At 46.1% G+C, this 16765-nt stretch carries 14 protein-coding genes and 2 pseudogenes; 12 read left to right on the top strand and 4 right to left on the bottom strand.

The genetic code is table 11. The annotated features are described in order from the left end of the window. Nucleotides 1-101: 101 nt before the first annotated feature. From Q4Q50_RS07945 to Q4Q50_RS07935, 3 genes are all read left to right on the top strand, one after another. On the top strand, nucleotides 102-620 hold the full coding sequence (locus Q4Q50_RS07945; protein ID WP_259542036.1) for a P-loop nucleotide/nucleoside kinase family protein: 519 nt from the start codon (nucleotides 102-104) through the stop codon (nucleotides 618-620). 98 nt (nucleotides 621-718) lie between these two features. Continuing rightward, entirely contained in the window at nucleotides 719-1114 is a 396-nt protein-coding gene (locus Q4Q50_RS07940) for a GNAT family N-acetyltransferase (protein WP_259542035.1), read from the top strand. Nucleotides 1115-1300: 186 nt separating this feature from the next. After that, entirely contained in the window at nucleotides 1301-1684 is a 384-nt protein-coding gene (locus Q4Q50_RS07935) for an MAPEG family protein (RefSeq protein WP_006085871.1), read from the top strand. Between the two features lie 9 nt (nucleotides 1685-1693). Here Q4Q50_RS07935 and pdxR read toward each other — a convergent pair. Continuing rightward, nucleotides 1694-3151 (bottom strand): annotated as a pseudogene (gene pdxR, locus Q4Q50_RS07930) (MocR-like pyridoxine biosynthesis transcription factor PdxR). A gap of 117 nt (nucleotides 3152-3268) precedes the next feature. Between pdxR and Q4Q50_RS07925 the strand changes: the two are divergent. The 3 genes and pseudogenes from Q4Q50_RS07925 to Q4Q50_RS07915 all read left to right on the top strand — a co-directional run bounded on the left by Q4Q50_RS07925 (nucleotide 3269) and on the right by Q4Q50_RS07915 (nucleotide 6704). Continuing rightward, the gene (locus Q4Q50_RS07925; RefSeq protein ID WP_259542031.1) at nucleotides 3269-3727 is read left to right on the top strand and encodes a GNAT family N-acetyltransferase; all 459 of its coding nucleotides are present in this window, start codon (nucleotides 3269-3271) and stop codon (nucleotides 3725-3727) included. A 546-nt stretch (nucleotides 3728-4273) separates the two neighbouring features. After that, a pseudogene (locus Q4Q50_RS07920) lies at nucleotides 4274-4631 on the top strand (ISAs1 family transposase); the annotation flags it as partial. A gap of 171 nt (nucleotides 4632-4802) precedes the next feature. Beyond that, nucleotides 4803-6704: a P-loop NTPase fold protein gene (locus Q4Q50_RS07915; protein ID WP_311898977.1), complete on the top strand. Its 1902-nt coding sequence runs from the start codon at nucleotides 4803-4805 to the stop codon at nucleotides 6702-6704. Nucleotides 6705-7054: 350 nt separating this feature from the next. Here Q4Q50_RS07915 and Q4Q50_RS07910 read toward each other — a convergent pair whose 3' ends face one another. The 3 genes from Q4Q50_RS07910 to pyrC all read right to left on the bottom strand — a co-directional run bounded on the left by Q4Q50_RS07910 (nucleotide 7055) and on the right by pyrC (nucleotide 9687). Next, nucleotides 7055-7450: a nuclear transport factor 2 family protein gene (locus Q4Q50_RS07910; protein ID WP_311898976.1), complete on the bottom strand. Its 396-nt coding sequence runs from the start codon at nucleotides 7448-7450 to the stop codon at nucleotides 7055-7057. Between the two features lie 22 nt (nucleotides 7451-7472). Next, entirely contained in the window at nucleotides 7473-8516 is a 1044-nt protein-coding gene (locus Q4Q50_RS07905; protein WP_311898975.1) for a hypothetical protein, read from the bottom strand. Between the two features lie 139 nt (nucleotides 8517-8655). Beyond that, nucleotides 8656-9687 (bottom strand): dihydroorotase, encoded by a 1032-nt coding sequence (gene pyrC, locus Q4Q50_RS07900; RefSeq protein ID WP_311898974.1) that lies wholly within the window; start codon nucleotides 9685-9687, stop codon nucleotides 8656-8658. A 376-nt stretch (nucleotides 9688-10063) separates the two neighbouring features. On the opposite strand from pyrC, the gene Q4Q50_RS07895 reads away from it, so the two are divergent. From Q4Q50_RS07895 to Q4Q50_RS07870, 6 genes are all read left to right on the top strand, one after another. Then, the gene (locus Q4Q50_RS07895) at nucleotides 10064-11326 is read left to right on the top strand and encodes an efflux RND transporter periplasmic adaptor subunit (protein WP_311898973.1); all 1263 of its coding nucleotides are present in this window, start codon (nucleotides 10064-10066) and stop codon (nucleotides 11324-11326) included. Nucleotides 11327-11435: 109 nt separating this feature from the next. Continuing rightward, nucleotides 11436-11699, top strand: coding sequence for a hypothetical protein (locus tag Q4Q50_RS07890; RefSeq protein ID WP_063883753.1), 264 nt, complete (start codon nucleotides 11436-11438; stop codon nucleotides 11697-11699). A 77-nt stretch (nucleotides 11700-11776) separates the two neighbouring features. Then, nucleotides 11777-12520 carry an ABC transporter ATP-binding protein gene (locus Q4Q50_RS07885; RefSeq protein WP_259213469.1) on the top strand — a complete coding sequence of 248 codons (744 nt, stop codon included), beginning with the start codon at nucleotides 11777-11779 and terminating at the stop codon, nucleotides 12518-12520. 11 nt (nucleotides 12521-12531) lie between these two features. Continuing rightward, entirely contained in the window at nucleotides 12532-13842 is a 1311-nt protein-coding gene (locus Q4Q50_RS07880) for an ABC transporter permease (protein WP_311898972.1), read from the top strand. Nucleotides 13843-13852: 10 nt separating this feature from the next. Continuing rightward, nucleotides 13853-15052 (top strand): FtsX-like permease family protein, encoded by a 1200-nt coding sequence (locus tag Q4Q50_RS07875; protein WP_006085859.1) that lies wholly within the window; start codon nucleotides 13853-13855, stop codon nucleotides 15050-15052. Between the two features lie 123 nt (nucleotides 15053-15175). Next, nucleotides 15176-16687, top strand: a complete 1512-nt coding sequence (locus Q4Q50_RS07870; RefSeq protein ID WP_259581793.1) for a sigma-54-dependent transcriptional regulator — start codon at nucleotides 15176-15178, stop codon at nucleotides 16685-16687. Nucleotides 16688-16765: the final 78 nt, after the last annotated feature.

Genomic DNA, 16765 nt, shown 5'->3' with positions numbered 1-16765 from the left:
GCTGTTCATGCTTTATGTGATGCTCTGTACTGTCGTTAGTTTGTGTCCTCGCTAGATGCAATCGTTAGCTGAGATAAAAGATAAGTAATCAAGGAGTGAAGATGGCAGAGCAGAATGCGTTAGGGCAAGAAGCCAGTAAAGGCACGTTAATATTCCTCTGTGGCAAAATGGGCGCAGGTAAATCCACCTTATCGCGACAACTTGCCGAGGCCGAAAACCGCGTTTTAATCTCGGAAGATGAATGGCTGGCGGCGCTGTATGCCGATGAAATTAATGATTTTGATACTTACCTGAAGTATTCCGCTCGTCTTAAACCCTTGCTTAAAAAGCATGTGCAGGAACTGCTCTGTTCGGGTGTGTCTGTGGTGATGGACTTTCCCGCGAATACCGTGAATCAGCGCCTGTGGTTTCGTAGCATTTTTACCGATTGCGGCGCCCCCCATAAGTTGATGCATTTGAATCACAGTGATGCGCTTTGTTTGAGCCAACTCGATAAACGCAGACAAAGTCACCCTGAGCGCGCTATGTTCGATACCGAGGCGATGTTCTGGCATGTGAGCGGTTATTTTCAGCCGCCGACTCTGGATGAAGGCTTTGATCTTGAGGTGATTGAGAGCTAAATGATTGAAAAATTGATTGAAAGCCAAGCGATTGAAAGCTTAGTGACTGAAGCTTAGTTACAGAAGCAAGTGACAGAATAAAAACAATAGGGAATATCATGTATCAAGTGCTTGAAGACGTTGCCTCAGCCAATGATTTTATCCGTTTACGGCAGATTTCGGGGTTAAGTCCTCGGCCATTGGCGGGCGCTATTAAGGCCTTACCTAGGAGTTTATATGGCGTGCAGATAAAGCTTGCCGATCAAACTGTGGGTATGGGGCGTGTGGTTGGGGACGGCGCGCTGAACTTTGAAATTGTTGATATTGCGGTCGATCCTGAACACCAAGGCAAAGGTTTAGGACGGCTGATTATGCAGCACATTATGGCCTATCTTGACCGTGAGGCTTTTGAGGGTGCGTATATTACCCTGATGGCCGATGTGCCTGAACTCTATGAAAAATTTGGCTTTAAATTCAGCAGCCCCGCAAGTGAAGGCATGTACATAGTAAAATAACGCTGTTAACCCATACACTTTTAACTAAAATTCTCGTAGCGGCACTCGCAACAGGACTCGACGCTGTAGAGCTTAAACAGCAGTACTCGCAGTAGCAGAGCTAAAACAGCAGAACTCAAACAGCAGATCTAAAACAGTAGAGCTTGAATAACAGAACTCGAACAACAATCAAAGGAAGCTTAACCTATGAATACTTTACTTATTTGCCTATTTGTTGCCATGTTATTGCCGTATCTGGCGAAAGGCCCCGTCGCTTGGGCGATGGCCAAGGCGGGCGGTTATGATAATAATCATCCCCGCGCCCAGCAAGCACAGCTAACCGGTTTTGGTGCTCGCGCCTTGGCGGGGCATCAAAATGCCTTCGAGTCCCTGTTAGTGTTTGGTCTGGCGGTATTAGTGGTTATCGCCACGGGCAAAGTGAACCCCACCGCTGAGTGGCTGGCAATTACCCATGTCGCCGCCCGCTTTGTGTATCACATCCTATACCTTGCCAATAAAGGCACCCTACGATCCCTCTCATGGTTTGTCGCTATCTTCAGTGCCTTCGGGATTTTCTTTCAGGCTTTTTAATGCTGGGTATTAAAGGACTTGGGCGAGATTTTTAATATTTTCCCGCAGCTCATCGGGCGTATGAGCTGCATAACCCAGTAAGATCGCTTGCCTTGGATAGGGCGCTTGGCAATACCGAGACAAAGGTTGCGCCCCTAAACTGAGTTGGCGGCATTTGTTGATCACTTCGTCTTCGGTTAAGCCGCCTTTTAGCCAACACACGAGGTGAATCCCTGAATCTGAGGTCTGAACTGACAATTTGTCGGGCAGATACTGCTCAATTGCAGTGATTAACGCCGTTTGGCGCGCTAAGCAGGCTTTTCGCACTCGCCGAACATGCCGCGCGTAATGTCCCTCTGCGATAAACAGCGCCAATGTGGCTTGTTCTAGGTAAGCCGTGTGCGAGTCGGCGTAATGTTTGGCAAGGTTAAAGGCGTCCACCAGTTTAGGCGGAACGACGAGAAAGCCGAGTCGTAGCTCTGGTAATAGCATCTTGGAAAAGGTGCCTGCGTAGATCACCCGCTGTTGTTTATCGAGTCCCTGCAATGCCTGTATCGGGCGGGCGCTATAACGAAACTCGCTATTATAGTCATCTTCTAAAATCCACTTATTCTGCTCAGCGGCCCAATCGAGTAAGGCTAATCGCCGTGGCAGACTAAGCGTTCCGCCGAGGGGGAACTGATGCGAAGGTGCGGTAAAAGCCAGTTTCACTGAGGGCCATTGCTGTATCGCCTCGGCTATCTTTGTACCTTCATCATCAAGGCTAACTGGGCGGACTTGCAGATTTTGCGAGAGAAAAGCGCCTAAGGCGCCATCGTATCCGGGTTCATCGAGCCAGACTTCATCTCCCTGTTGTAGCAGTACCTGTGCCGTGAGATTAATGGCTTGCTGAGTGCCATTGACTATGATGATTTGCTCGGGCGTGCAATTTAGCCCTCGGGTTTAACGGGCATAGTCACTGATCGCTTCGCGTAATGGTAAATGCCCAGCACTATGGCTATGTTTCCCCTGCGTTTTGCGCGATTGTCGCCAGACCCTGCCTAGCAGGCGGCCCCAAAGTTGGTGCGGGAAAAGATCAACACATCCCACGCCTATGTTGAACATGCTGTGGCGGGTATTTCCCTTGTCCCTCAGTCGCGCCATCTCCAGCAACTGTGGATTGAGTTCCAATGCAGAATCAAAGGCTTGAACGCTGACATCACTGCGGTTTGGGATATCGATCAGTTCGTCGGGAATCGTATCAGACACATAGGTGCCTGAACCTGGCTTAGTCAGCAGGTAGCCTTCATCAATTAGGCGATCAAACCCTTGCAGTACTGAGTTTCGCGAAATCTGCATGGTTTCCGATAAGGCTCTGCTGGAGGGCAGCTTCATTCTAGGATGCAAGCGTCCATCGAGAATCGCCTCTCTAAAGGCATGGTAAAGCTGGTCTTTGAGGATGCCATCTTTGAGTTGCAAGTGAGGGAAGTTGGATTGTGATTTTTTCATAAGCCAAACTGGTACTGTAAAAAATACAAAAAGTGTACCTTATGTGGTACCGCAATTGAATCTAGAATCCGGTTTCAGCAAATCTGATGACAATATTCATTCCCAAGGAGCGAGCCTATGTCAAATTCATCACTCACTGTAACCATTGAACAGGTTAAAGAAACAGACTTTTCACTCTGGTTACCACACTGGCGTGATTACCAGACTTTTTACAAAGTGGCACTTTCGGAGGCGATCACCCAAACCACTTGGCGTCGGTTTTTTGATCGTCAAGAACCGCTTTATTGCGCCGTTGCGAGGGAGGGCGAAAACCTGCTTGGTTTTGTGCACTTTGTGTTTCATCGTTCCACTTGGGCGGAAACTGAGTATTGCTACCTTGAAGATCTGTTTGTCGCCCCAGCGGCGAGGGGCAAGCTTGTCGGTAAGCAACTGATTGAGTTTGTTCAGCAAGCGGCGAATGAGCGAGACTGTGCACGCTTGTATTGGCATACACATGAGACGAATCACACAGCGCAAAAACTCTATGATTGGATTGGCGGTAAGTCGGGCATGATTGAGTATCAAATGCCGCTCTAGCTGCCGCGGCATCTATTATCTGCCGCTTGCTGTTCTAACAAGTGAATCCGAATCCTAATGCTTTCACCATTAGGATTTGATCTCTATGACTTTGGGTTGTCTTTCAATACCTTTTCTATCGCCTTAAATTCCATGTTGTGGAGGGCGTTATCAATCCGCTGAAATCCATGTGATATATGCATTTCACTTAGAAAAATCAAAGTCGTGGGGCTTCACCCCACACCCGACCAAGGAGGACTGCTCGTCCTATCCTCCTTGGATGCTCCATGACGCCCCAACGGAGTTGAAAGCCCCTTGTGCTCATAGGCAATTTTGCTATCGCTTCCGAAGGATGCGTCCCTGCACCTGCGAAAGCTAGCCAGCCATCCATGGCTGGACTCACGCAATTTGCCTATTCGCCCTGCGGCAACTCCGAGGGGATGGTATATTCCTTAGACTCTGGCGTTATTGGTCAACTCTTAAGGCATAAAAGTTATGCTTATCCTAGTTATGTCCCGACTTTCCTTTAGTGCTACACAACTAGTGGGTGATTTCTCTGCCTAGAAAGGGCCCAACACTGTCGTCATGGTGGAAAACTTCCACGCTAAAAAAGGCAAGGCCGCGAACATTGAATATTGCTACTACATCAACTCCAAAGATCTCAGTGCCGGGCAAGCGATAAGAGCTCATTGGGAGATAGAATCTATGCACTGGATCCTAGATGTAAGTCTGCAAGAGGATGCCTGTCAAATCTATCGGGAAAATGCAGCAGAAAACTTGGCGGGTCTTCGTCATATGGCACTTAATATGCTGCGCGCTGAAACAACCAAGATAAGCGTGCCAATGAAGCAGAAACGTTGCATGATGACCCCCAGATTTTCTGGAATGCGTGTTATTAGCTGGTTTTGCCTCTATGGCCAATTAATGCACACTCATGTGGATGCGTTGGGATTAAGCTATGCAGCGCAGGAACGCAACCGTCAATAGCCATACTCATCAGTTGCTGTTTTCTGTGATATTGAACTTAAAACGAATTTTGTGCAAATATAGCCAAAAGGTGAGAAGCCTATTTATTGACACTCAAGGAGGAACGCTTGTGACTGATTTGAATAAAAATGCTCGAGATTTAATTGAATATTATTGCTCTATGGAAGTTGCTCCAGAGTATGCATTACTAGTCAAAGGTTTTTGGGGGTGCGGCAAGTCACATCTAGTCGAAGATGTTATTAGTAAAATGAAAAGTACTAATAGTGATCTCAAGTTTCTTCGAGTCAGCCTTTATGGCATTGGAGATATTACAGATATCGAAGCAAAGTTTTTTGAGCAGCTAAACCCTATCTTATCTAGTAAAAAAATGATGTTTGCTGGTCAAATTGCAAAAGGAATTTTAAAGGGAGCGTTAAAAATTGATTTGGATGGTGACGGAAAGGCCGATGCATCTGCAAATATTAGTGTTCCCGAAATAAATCTAGCTAAATATTTAACGGATACTAAACATTGTATTTTGGTTTTTGATGATCTTGAACGATGCTCAATGGATATTCAAGTTATCTTAGGTTATATCAATTACTTTGTAGAGAAGGATGGCTATAAAGTTGTTCTCATAGCAGATGAGTCGAAACTGATAGCGTTTTCGAATTCAAATCCCGAGTCTCAGATAAAATATCAAAAAATAAAAGAAAAGCTTATTGGTAAAACAATAGAAGTGAAACCAGATGTCGAAGGTGTATTTGACTATTTTGTAAAAAATCTGATTTCACTCGCTAACCAAAAAGCACTTGCTAAGTATAAAGCAGTCATAATTAGTACCTTTATCCATTCTGGATATAACAACCTAAGATCATTAAGAAAGTGCTTTCTAGATTTAGAATTGTGGTTCAGTAAGTTAGACGCTGATATTAGGGATAAAGAAGAGCTAATGGAGCATTTTCTTACTTTATTTATCGCGGTTTCAATGGAAGTGCATGCCGGAAGTTTACTTACTAATAATGTGGGTAAATTTTTCGGTTATGATTACCAGCGGAATGATAACTCAGAAAAAGAGGTAAATCCTGACGCGAAAAATAAGGGAAATTTACAAGATAAATATCCAATTGATTTTTATGATTCAATTATTGATATAAGTATTTGGAAAGAGTTTTTTGAAAGTGGCTGTACGAATTTTGTGCAAATAAACGCTGAATTTAGAACTTCTAAATACTTTGCTTTTGAACAGACTCCTAATTGGAAAAAATTATGGTACTTCTACAATTTAGATGATCATGAATTTACTAAGCTACAAGCCTTGGTAATCACAGAGTTTAATAACAGAGAATATCAGAATCTATGTGTATTAAAGCATGTTGCAGGTATGTTTTTGCGGCAATCACAATATGAGTTATTGAATAAAACGCCGCAGGATATTGTTAACGATGTGGAAGCTTATCTATATGACATTAAGAAATTAAACCTTTTTGAAATCACTGATGACCAACTCGAATCATTAAATGGATTTGGTTCATACCAAGGTTTAGGTTATACCTGTAGAGAACATCCTGACTTTCAGTTAATATCAAAATGTATTAATGATTATGTTATTAATGCTAATGAGAAGATAACGCAAGTGGATTCAGTTAAGTTAATCCAAATCATGAATTCAGACCCGAAACAGTTTATTTTATTTTTTGAGTGGTCTGACAAACAAAAACACTACAAAAATAAACCAATATTACAATTTATAAAACCTGATGAATTTCTTAATGCTTTTTTAAATTTACCAAATGAAACCAAGCGTCAGTTTATACCAATAATCAAAGATCGTTTAAATCAAGTTCTTGGTAAAGACCATGAGTTGTACCCTGAATTTGAATGGTTTAAATTGTTTAAAGAACAGCTTGAAGGCCATCTAAAGACTGCTTCAAAATCGATATCTACCATAATCCTTGAGTTTGTAATTCAGCAAATATCTGAAAATATTGATTTTATTGAAAGGCGGCTGACACATGACACATTGAGCTAATCCTGTATATTTTTAAAAAAGTCGGGACAGACATAATTCTTTTCAGAATAAGTGGCTAACACCGTGGCTACAGGAATACGCCAATTCCCTGCGAAGTTGCTGAAGGGCGTTGAAGAAAATCGCGTAACGCAGACAGGACGTCTGCGTAGCTTTCGGGGGGAAGGGACGCCCCATCGGAAGCGTTAGCTATTTTCGAGTAAGCACGAAGCCAGTCACTAATGCATGTAACTTCGCTAGGGACGCCGGGGGATTTCCAAAAGGGGAATAGGCGCTTTTTCCCTTTTGGTCGGGTGTGGGGTGAAGCCCCACGACTTTGACTTTTCTTTTAAAGACAATGATAAAAAAACCAATCAGTTGGTTGCAAAACTCCACATGGCTTGAATCAATCCATTATTAACTTCAAACACCACCATTACCTCAAAGGGTTGATCCCTAATCCCGCTGATGCGTTCGTGATCGACGACTTTATTGCCCACCACCATACGGCTGACGATTTCGGCATGTAAGTTGGGCAGGTTAAAGCGTTCATTCTTATAGAAGTCACTAAAAGCGGCTTTACCTTGGATGACGGGCGCTGTTGCGGGTGGACGATAGATGCACACATCATCACTGAATTGGGCGACAAAAGTAGCGAGATCGCGCTGGTTATAGGCTTCAAGCTGAGCTTGAACCAGCGCTTCTGGTGAGCTTTCTACTGCTTTGGCTTTAGTTCTGGCACTTGCACCGATGCCTGTGGCTTCAGTCATATTCACTATCCTAATGTTTTTATTACAACAACTTAAGCTGTGTTTGTCCCCATTGGGTGGCGAAAGGCATCGCCTCCTGCGGACTCAGGACAAACTCCTGTTCGCATCCATCGCCGCGGGGTGTTTCCCAGAATTTGATGGTCTTTGCCTCAAGGGTGAGCTGATAATATCCCGAGCCGTCTGATGAGGGACATTCTGGATCTAACTCTTTACCTGCAAACAATTTTTCTCTTAATGCTGGGGGTAAAGGATGGCTCATACCATCGAGCATGCTTTGCGGTTTGGTGTCGGCGAGAAACCACTGCCACGGGTGGAAAGGTTTGCCGTCGGTAAGGGAGAAACTCACAAATTCTTGGCTGATACCATTGGCGCCATAACCTGCGGCCCAGCGATATAAGCGTACACTGAGCCAATGTTGATTAATAAAAATTGGTTCGGCAAAGGTTTCGTCAGTCACAAAACTGCCCATTTGTGCCAGCATTCTGCGGCGGGTGTCAAAGGTTTGTGCTAGTTGGGCTTCATCGGTGAGCTTATGTTCAAGCCATTGATTAATTGCCAAGATCCCCGTTTGTGGGCCTTTAAATTCGATCCCTACTTCTGTACCGAACGTCAGCGGGCGATACTCAATATTTTCATAGGGTTGCCATTTCCCTCGGCTGAGTTTTGGCCTTGTTTCTAGTGGCAGGTTATACGTATCGGCGCCGCAATCTTCTATATAATCTGGGCTGATTGCTCGCTCAAGTTGTACGGGGAACGATTTACTCGCGCTATCTTTAAACCAATGGCCGCTCAGTTTTTGTGGCGTGACAGTATCAAACTGCCAGTTTCCCGTGTTGCCTTCTTCTTTCCACAGTTCATCTTGCTGCTCGAGCCTTATCGGCGTTAAGTAGCGTTGATAGTAATAACTGCCTGTTCCATATTGATTAAAGCAAACTCTGACTTTGCTTTTGCCTAATTGTCCCTGCCAGATCCCCGTCAGTTCATTGGCCGCAAAGGTCGGTAAGGGGAGCGTGGAAGCAAGCAACAGGCTTGAGGATAAAACCGAGAACAACATCCTTGTTTGCATACATATTTTCTCTTAAAAGGTCATAGGTTAGAGCTGTATTTTAAGCGAGAGACACTAGCCGATTGTGGTCTAAAAATCAAAATGAATCTGGGGCATAAAAAAGTCGCCCGTAGGCGACTTGATGTTAAAGACTTAAGGCTTACTCAACCTGCCAATCAATGGCTTCGCCTGCACGAATCGGCACTACGTTAGTGTCGCCCAGCGGGTAAGTTGCAGGGACATCCCATGGTTTTTTCACTAGCGTGATCGTGTCGGCGTTACGTGGCAGATTGTAAAAATCTGGGCCATTGAAGCTTGCAAATGCTTCGAGTTTATCTAGCGCATTCACCGATTCGAAGGCTTCGGCATATAGCTCAATTGCGGCATGGGCCGTGTACGAACCCGCGCAGCCACAGGCGGCTTCTTTCTTATCTTTAGCGTGGGGCGCCGAATCTGTGCCTAAGAAGAACTTCTTGCTACCGCTTGCTGCAGCGGCCAATAACGCCTGCTGGTGGGTATTGCGTTTTAAAATCGGTAGGCAGTAAAAATGTGGGCGAATACCGCCAGCCAGCATGTGGTTGCGGTTATACAGCAAATGGTGGGCTGTAATAGTCGCGGCAACATTATCAGAGGCTTGGGTGACAAAATCGACCGCATCCTTAGTGGTGATATGTTCAAGCACGATTTTAAGTTCTGGGAAATCGGCAACGATTTTGCTGAGGATATTTTCGATAAAGACGCGCTCGCGGTCGAAAATATCAATCGATGAATCCGTGACTTCACCGTGCACTAAAAACAACATACCGACTTCTTGCATGGCTTCGAGGGCTGGGTAGATGTTCTTCAAATCGGTTACGCCTGAATCCGAGTTGGTCGTCGCGCCCGCAGGGTAGAGTTTCGCGGCGACAATTTTACCCGAAGCTTTGGCTCTGCGGATTTCATCTGGGCTAGTTTTGTCAGTTAAATACAACACCATCAAAGGTTCGAACTGTGAGCCCGCTGGCACCTGCGCTTTAATGCGGTCGTAATAAGTCAGTGCGGTTTCGGTATCGATAGCGGGGGGCACTAAGTTTGGCATCACGATGGCGCGGCCCATATAGCGGCTGATGTCGCGCACTGTATCTTTAAGCTGGGCGCCGTCTCTTAAATGAATATGCCAGTCGTCTGGGCGAGTGATTGTTATTGTGGTCATAGGGTTTGGTCTTTTGATCGTTTTTGCTGCGAGGGTGGCAGGATCTTATGTGGCAAGGATTTTACTGTAAAGGGAAACTCGGTAGTTTCGGCCAATAAATCTGTTAGGACATGTAATTGAAGCGCTTAGCCACATGGCCCGCGCTATGTCACTGTTTTTAGCATCGGACACTTTTGATTAATCTACAGCGGACACTTTTCGATTTAAACCCCAGTGTCCGCGGACACTTTTATCAATTAAATCAAGTTAACGTTATGAATAATATTATGTTTACTGATTTGGCATAGGCTTTGCTATCTCTGTGGTATAGATTTCGAATAGTGTCCGTTGATTGCGCTCCGGCACTGATGATTCCGACAGGGAAGCGAGTAAAGCCATGATTAAAGATACTAGCGGCCAAGATACCGTACTTGTGCCATCGTCCACTAAACGTCTTAAGTTACCTCTGTTGATCGGCGGTTGCGCCTTATTAGTCAGTGCCTTAGTGTGGGCGAGCTTGGGCGCAGATAACGTGAGCAAATCCTTAAGCCGCAGCGACATCACCACGGCAACACTCTTTGTTGGAACCTTAACCCGCGATGTTGCGACCACAGGTAAAATCGTGGCGGCGAATGCGCCTATTTTGTATAGCACTGAGGAAGGCACAGTCACTCTGCTGAGTAATCCTGGCGATAGCGTTAATAAAGGCGATGTGGTTGCCAAGCTTGATAGCCCAAGATTAACCAATCAGCTAGAGCAGGCTAAATCGATTTTGGCAGGAATGCAGAGTGCGTTAGAGCGTGCCAAGTTGGACGCGAGACGCGATCAACTGCAAGTAAATCAAACCTTAGACATGGCCGCGGTGGATTTAGAAGCCGCAGACAGGGAGCGCCGCCGGGGTGAGTTATTAATTACAAATAAGCTGATCAGTGAAATCGATTACGAGAAAGGTAAGGACGATTTACACAAGGCTAAGCTTAAATTTGCCCATGCCGAGCAGGAAGTGGCGCTAACAAAAGACACGCTCACCTTCGAAATTAAAAATAAAGCCTTAGAGGTCGAGCGCCAAACCCTTGCCGTGCATGAACTCGAACGCCAAGTTGAAGCTTTGAATATCAGAGCGCCCGTGGGCGGCATTATCGGCAACTGGATCACAGAGCAGAAAACCCGCCTTAGCGCTAACCAACCGATTCTAACCGTTGTGGACTTAAGTGCCTATGAGGCCGAACTTGCGGTGCCTGAGTCCTACGCCGACGATTTAGGTTTGGGCATGGAAGTTGAGCTGAGTTTCGGCAGCGTGAAGTTAATGGGCAAGTTATCGTCCATCTCCCCCGAAGTGCGTAACCGTGAAGTGACCGCAAGGGTGCAGTTCGTTCAAGATAACAGCTTGAAACTGCGTCAGAACCAACGTATCTCTGCCCGAGTTTTACTGGAGCACAGACCCGATGTACTAATGGTGAAACGCGGCGCCTTTATGACTAGCGGTGGTGGCAATGAGGCTTACCAAATTGAAGGCGATTTAGCCAGCCGCCGCGAGATCAAACTCGGCAGTACCAGCATGAGCCAAGTCGAAGTACTCGAAGGCGGTAAAGCCGGAGATGAGTGGGTGATATCCAGTGTCGAACCTTTTAATCAAGCAGAACAGGTCAGGATTCATTGATGACCGATATTCGTAAATTACTAAATAACCAATCTGATGAATATAACGGCGCAGCGATCAAGGTGAATGACGAAACCTGCTGCGACATGGACAAGAATAGGAGCCGAATATGCGTGATAAACAATTTGATTTCAGTGTGTTGATGTCATCAAAAATGTTTGGCGTGTTGGCCTTACTGCTACTGGTGGTCGCGGTGGAGTTGAGTATTGGTGAAGCCAATAGCTGGTTTTTCCTTGGACTGAATATCTTGGAATGGACCAATCCATTGGAGGAGGTTCGCCAAGTGGGTGAGGTTTCACTCGAAAGTGCCGACTTTATATTGGGCGTTTTTGTGTGGCTTGTAGAATCTGTCGTTGAGCCATTTTTCGGCTGATGACGCTGCCATGCATCACGTCGTTTAGATGCAGCGTCAGGGCGTAAAATTGATTTGATTATTTTAAGGAAATTAACATGTTATCAATGAAGAGTGTGAGCAAGGTTTTTAAAACGGATTTAGTGGAAACCCACGCCCTGCGCGATTTTAACCTCGAAGTGAATGAAGGCGAGTTTGTTGCGGTAACGGGTCCTTCTGGCTCAGGTAAAACGACTTTTTTAAATATCGCGGGTTTGCTCGAAGGTTTTACCCACGGTGACTATTTTCTCGATGGCATTAACGTGTCTAACCTGAGCGATAACAAGAGCGCTGCTATCCGTAACGAGAAAATCGGCTTTATCTTCCAAGGCTTTAACTTAATTCCCGACCTTAACTTGGCAGAAAATATTGAAGTGCCGCTGCGCTACCGTGGTTTTAATGCCAAGGAACGCCAACGCCGCGTACAGCAGGCATTAGAACAAGTGGGTTTAGCTTCACGACTCAAGCATTTTCCCACTCAGCTTTCGGGCGGACAGCAACAAAGGGTGGCGATTGCCCGTGCATTAGCCGGTGAACCCCGCTTCCTGCTCGCCGATGAACCGACTGGTAACCTCGACAGCTTAATGGCGCGCCAAGTGATGGAATTACTTGAAAATATCAACCAAGCGGGCACGACTATTATCATGGTGACCCATGACCCTGAACTCGCTCGCCGCGCCCAGCGCAATATTCAAATTGTCGACGGTCAAGTGTGTGATTTTACCATGTATCAGCCCCATGGCAGTGTACAAACTGTGGCGACCCCGCACCCATTAGACAAACTTGTCGCCAACGCTGACTAAGGATACGCATTATGTTTTTTTATTATGTTGATTTAGCTTGGCGCAGCATTAAGAAAACCCCTGCGCTCTCGCTGTTGATGGTGTTGGCGATTTCGATTGGTATTGGTATCACGATCACCACGTTAAACGTGTACAAGATGATGTCGTTTAATCCTGCGGGTGAACGCTCAGATGAGTTAAATGCGGTACAGCTTTGGAGCCAAGGCCCCGATTCTTGGGATGAGTTTAACTCGTTAGTGACTTATCAAGATGCGATGAATCTGCGCAACAATACCTTACCTAAACGCCAAGCGGCGATGTTTCGTACTGGGATGGCTGTGCAAACGGAGGATGCTAATTTTGCGCCTATTTTAGAAAGCATTCGGGTGACGGACAGCGACTTTTTTAAGCTGTTTGACGTGCCATTTTTGTACGGCAATGTGTGGGATAAATCCGTTGACACTGAACCTGCTTATCAAGTGGTGATTAACGATAAACTCAATCAAAAGCTGTTTGCGGGCCAAAACAGTGTCGGCAAGGTTATCTATCTTAATCGTAAACCTTATCAAATAGTGGGGGTGATTAAAGCCTGGGACCCTAAGCCTAAATATTATGATCCTACTAACGGTGCTTTTAACGACACAGAACAAATTTTTGTGCCGTTTTCGCTGACACCTATCGAAGAGTTTGATGTATGGGGTAATACCTCGGGTTGGAAGTTTGAGACGATGAATAGTTACAGCGATCGCCTTAACTCTGAAAAAGTGTGGCTGCTGTATTGGGTTGAGTTACCCAATAAAGATGCAGTAACCAGTTACCGTTCTTGGCTCAGTAATTATGTCGCAGAGCAAAAAGCATTGGGCCGCTTTACCGATAAAAAATCTGCCGCTGACTCAGTCAAAGTCTCCGATGTCGCGACTTGGCTTGAATACAATAATGTGGTGCCCGAAGACAATAAAATCTTGGTTGGCTTGAGCGTACTATTTTTAAGTGTTTGTTTAGTCAATATATTAGGTTTAATGCTCACTAAGTTCCTCAAGCGAGCGCCTGAAGTTGGGGTACGCCGCGCAATCGGTGCTAGCCGAGCCCAAATCTTCGCTCAATATATGGTGGAAGTAGGCATGATAGGTTTATTAGGCGGCTTACTGGGACTCGCTTGGGCCTACGCGTCACTTTACGGCTTATCGGCACAGTTTGAGGTCTCGAAGGGGTTAACCCATTTATCGGCGAGTATGTGGATTATCACTCCTAGTATTGCGGTAGGCACAGCCTTGTTGGCTGGCTTGTATCCCGCGTGGGTCGTGTGCCGGACTAAACCTAGCGTTTATCTGAAAAGCCAGTAAGGGACTTATTATGTTACATATTAAACCTATTCTCAGCAGTTTGTTGCGCAGTAAAAGCGGTCCTGTCTTACTGCTTATTCAGATTATTTTGTCTGTGGCAATTGTGGCGAACGCGAGCTTTATTATTCAGGAGCGTTTAGCCCTGATGCAGCGCGTTTCGGGAGTCGAAGAGTCTGAAGTCTTGACCTTTAGCTTGTTCAACTTCGATCCATTGATCGATAAAACCGCGCAAAACAAAATTGATCAGCAAATTTTACGTGGGCTACCCAATGTGATTGATGCGACCTCAACCAATATGTTGCCATTAAGCGGTGGCGGCTGGTCGAGCACCTTCAATCTGGGGCCCGATCCGGATAGCGCTAAATCGACACCGCAATTTGCCATGTACTTAGGGACAGATCACACCCTTGAGACCTTAGGCCTTAAGCTGATTGAAGGGCGTAACTTTTACCCCCATGAACTTAAGGACAATCTCGATAGCCCGAGCCGATTAGCGATCATCTCCAGCGCGTTAGCGAAAGCGATTTGGCCTGATGAATCACCACTTGGCAAAGTGTTGTACGAGGGTAAAGATGCACAGATCACTGTGATAGGGGTTGTCGATAAACTGCAAGGCGCGTGGATTGACAGTTCTAGCCTTGAAAACAGTGTGATTCAAAATGTGGATTATGGCAGCAGTTCTTACATGGTTCGGGCCAAACCTGAGTTTCACGCCGAGCTTAAAGATGCGATAAAAAAAGCGTTGCTGGCCGAGAATCCTAACCGAGTTCTCGATGGCTTTAAGTCAATTGAGGCCTTAAAAGATAGCTCATACCGCGATCATAAATTGATGATTACCGTGTTGATCATGATGGTGGTGTTGCTGCTGCTGATCACCTCGCTCGGTTTAACCGGTATGGTGATGTTTAATATCCAGCGCCGCACTAAGCAGATAGGTACCCGCCGTGCACTGGGTGCGAAAAAGCGCGACATTGTCAGTTACTTCCTCGTAGAAAATTATTTGATTTGCTTAGCGGGAGGCGTGTTGGGCGGCTTGTTAGCGATACAGTTAGGGCAGCAGTTAATGAAAATCTATAGCTTGCCTATGTTGGATTTAAGCTACCCATTATTTACTGTGGCAGGTTTGTTTATTGTCACCACGCTGGCGGTTTACTTACCGGCGCGTAAGGCGGCAAATATTTCGCCAGCAACGGCAACCCGCAGCGTATAGCGAAATATTTGATGTCACTCAAGGTACGATAAAAGCCCAATAAAAGTGCGATAACAATAGGATGTTATTGCACTTTTTGTTACTTTACGGTTAATAGTTTTATATAGGACAACACTCATACTTATGGATACTATCCTCATCGTCGACGACAATCACGCCATCTGCCAAGCCCTAGGTTTGATGCTAGAACTCAATGATTATCGGGTGCTGACTTGCCATAGTCCGGAGGACGCCCTTGGATTATTGGCGACGCAAGATGTGGATTTAGTGATCCAAGATATGAACTTTACCCGAGATACCACCTCGGGCGAGGAAGGCAAGCAACTGTTTTACGCCCTGCGCGAACGCCAAGGGGATCTGCCGATCATTTTGATGACGGCGTGGACGCAACTCGAAACCGCCGTTGAATTAGTCAAAGCGGGCGCGGCCGATTACATGGGTAAACCTTGGGATGACGCTAAGGTGCTCAATAGCATTACCAATTTGATTGCGCTTTATAAACTCTCCCGTGCTAACCATCGTCTCGAACGGGTGAATCATCAACGCCAAGTGGCGATCGCCGATGCGGACCTCTGTGGGATTGTCTTTGGTAGCGGCGCGATGCAGCGTTGCATTGATTTAGCCTTACAACTGGCGCGCTCCGATGTGTCTGTCCTCATCACTGGCCCTAATGGTGCGGGTAAAGACAAGCTTGCCGATATTCTCCATGCTAATTCTCCCTTAAAAAACAAGCCTTTTATCAAGGTCAATGTCGGCGCTTTGCCGATGGATTTATTAGAGGCAGAGTTGTTTGGTGCCGAGGCGGGGGCTTTTACGGGGGCGACTAAAGCGCGTATTGGTCGCTTTGAAGCGGCCGACGGCGGCACACTGTTTTTAGATGAAATCGGTAACTTGCCCTTATCTGGCCAAGTAAAACTGCTGCGCGTGCTGCAAACCGGTGAATTTGAACGCTTAGGTAGCCATAAAACCCAAAAAGTGAAAGTGCGGGTGATCAGTGCGACCAATGCGGATCTGGCCCAAGATATTGCCGAAGGGCGTTTTCGCGAGGATTTGTTTTACCGCTTAAATGTGATTGAACTGGCGTTGTCACCATTGAATCAACGTACTGATGATATTTTGCCTTTAGTACAGCATTTTATCGGTAGCGATTTTAGCTTGAGTAAGCCTGCATTGCAGGCGTTGTTGCACCATCGCTGGCCTGGTAATGTGCGTGAGCTGGAAAACGCCTGTAAGCGAGCGGTATTGTTGGCGCAAAGCCATGTGCTGACTGAAGCTGACTTTGGTTTAGCACCTGTCATTAGTACCGTAAGATCTGCGACTTCCCATATTTCGGCAGCTTCTGCGCCGCGACACTTAGATCAGCGACAGCCCGAACCGCGCAGCTTTGAACAGAGACAATCTGATCCTCAGCCCGTTTATGTGCCAAGTTCTATTCCCGCTAATGCCACTTTTTCTGATAGCTCTGCCCGCGACCAAACACAGTCGACTAATGAGGCGATAGAGGTGAGTCGCGAAGATATCGAAGCGGCGCTAAAACAGCACCATGGCGTGATTGCTCGGGTCGCCAAAGCGCTTGGGCTCAGTCGTCAGGCGCTGTATCGGCGCATGGATAAGTTTGGTTTAGATAAGTCATAGGCCAAGTGCAGATGCTAGTTTGTAGCTTTTAGACAACAGCTTCTAGGCGAGAGAAAGGCTATTGATTAAGGAATGTCA

This window comes from Shewanella scandinavica (genome assembly GCF_031932065.1).
Taxonomy (GTDB): Bacteria; Pseudomonadota; Gammaproteobacteria; order Enterobacterales; family Shewanellaceae; genus Shewanella; species Shewanella baltica.
The sequence above is the reverse complement of the archived record's forward strand: the minus strand, read 5'-3'. Positions and strand labels throughout refer to the sequence as shown.

Excerpts from the sequence above, each read along its gene's own strand:
- Q4Q50_RS07945 (WP_259542036.1), top strand. The coding sequence starts at position 102 with ATGGCAGAGCAGAATGCGTTAGGGCAAGAAGCCAGTAAAGGCACGTTA.
- Q4Q50_RS07940 (WP_259542035.1), top strand. The coding sequence starts at position 719 with ATGTATCAAGTGCTTGAAGACGTTGCCTCAGCCAATGATTTTATCCGT.
- Q4Q50_RS07935 (WP_006085871.1), top strand. The coding sequence starts at position 1,301 with ATGAATACTTTACTTATTTGCCTATTTGTTGCCATGTTATTGCCGTAT.
- Q4Q50_RS07925 (WP_259542031.1), top strand. The coding sequence starts at position 3,269 with ATGTCAAATTCATCACTCACTGTAACCATTGAACAGGTTAAAGAAACA.
- Q4Q50_RS07910 (WP_311898976.1), bottom strand. The coding sequence starts at position 7,450 with ATGACTGAAGCCACAGGCATCGGTGCAAGTGCCAGAACTAAAGCCAAA.
- Q4Q50_RS07905 (WP_311898975.1), bottom strand. The coding sequence starts at position 8,516 with ATGCAAACAAGGATGTTGTTCTCGGTTTTATCCTCAAGCCTGTTGCTT.
- pyrC (WP_311898974.1), bottom strand. The coding sequence starts at position 9,687 with ATGACCACAATAACAATCACTCGCCCAGACGACTGGCATATTCATTTA.
- Q4Q50_RS07895 (WP_311898973.1), top strand. The coding sequence starts at position 10,064 with ATGATTAAAGATACTAGCGGCCAAGATACCGTACTTGTGCCATCGTCC.
- Q4Q50_RS07890 (WP_063883753.1), top strand. The coding sequence starts at position 11,436 with ATGCGTGATAAACAATTTGATTTCAGTGTGTTGATGTCATCAAAAATG.
- Q4Q50_RS07885 (WP_259213469.1), top strand. The coding sequence starts at position 11,777 with ATGTTATCAATGAAGAGTGTGAGCAAGGTTTTTAAAACGGATTTAGTG.
- Q4Q50_RS07880 (WP_311898972.1), top strand. The coding sequence starts at position 12,532 with ATGTTTTTTTATTATGTTGATTTAGCTTGGCGCAGCATTAAGAAAACC.
- Q4Q50_RS07875 (WP_006085859.1), top strand. The coding sequence starts at position 13,853 with ATGTTACATATTAAACCTATTCTCAGCAGTTTGTTGCGCAGTAAAAGC.
- Q4Q50_RS07870 (WP_259581793.1), top strand. The coding sequence starts at position 15,176 with ATGGATACTATCCTCATCGTCGACGACAATCACGCCATCTGCCAAGCC.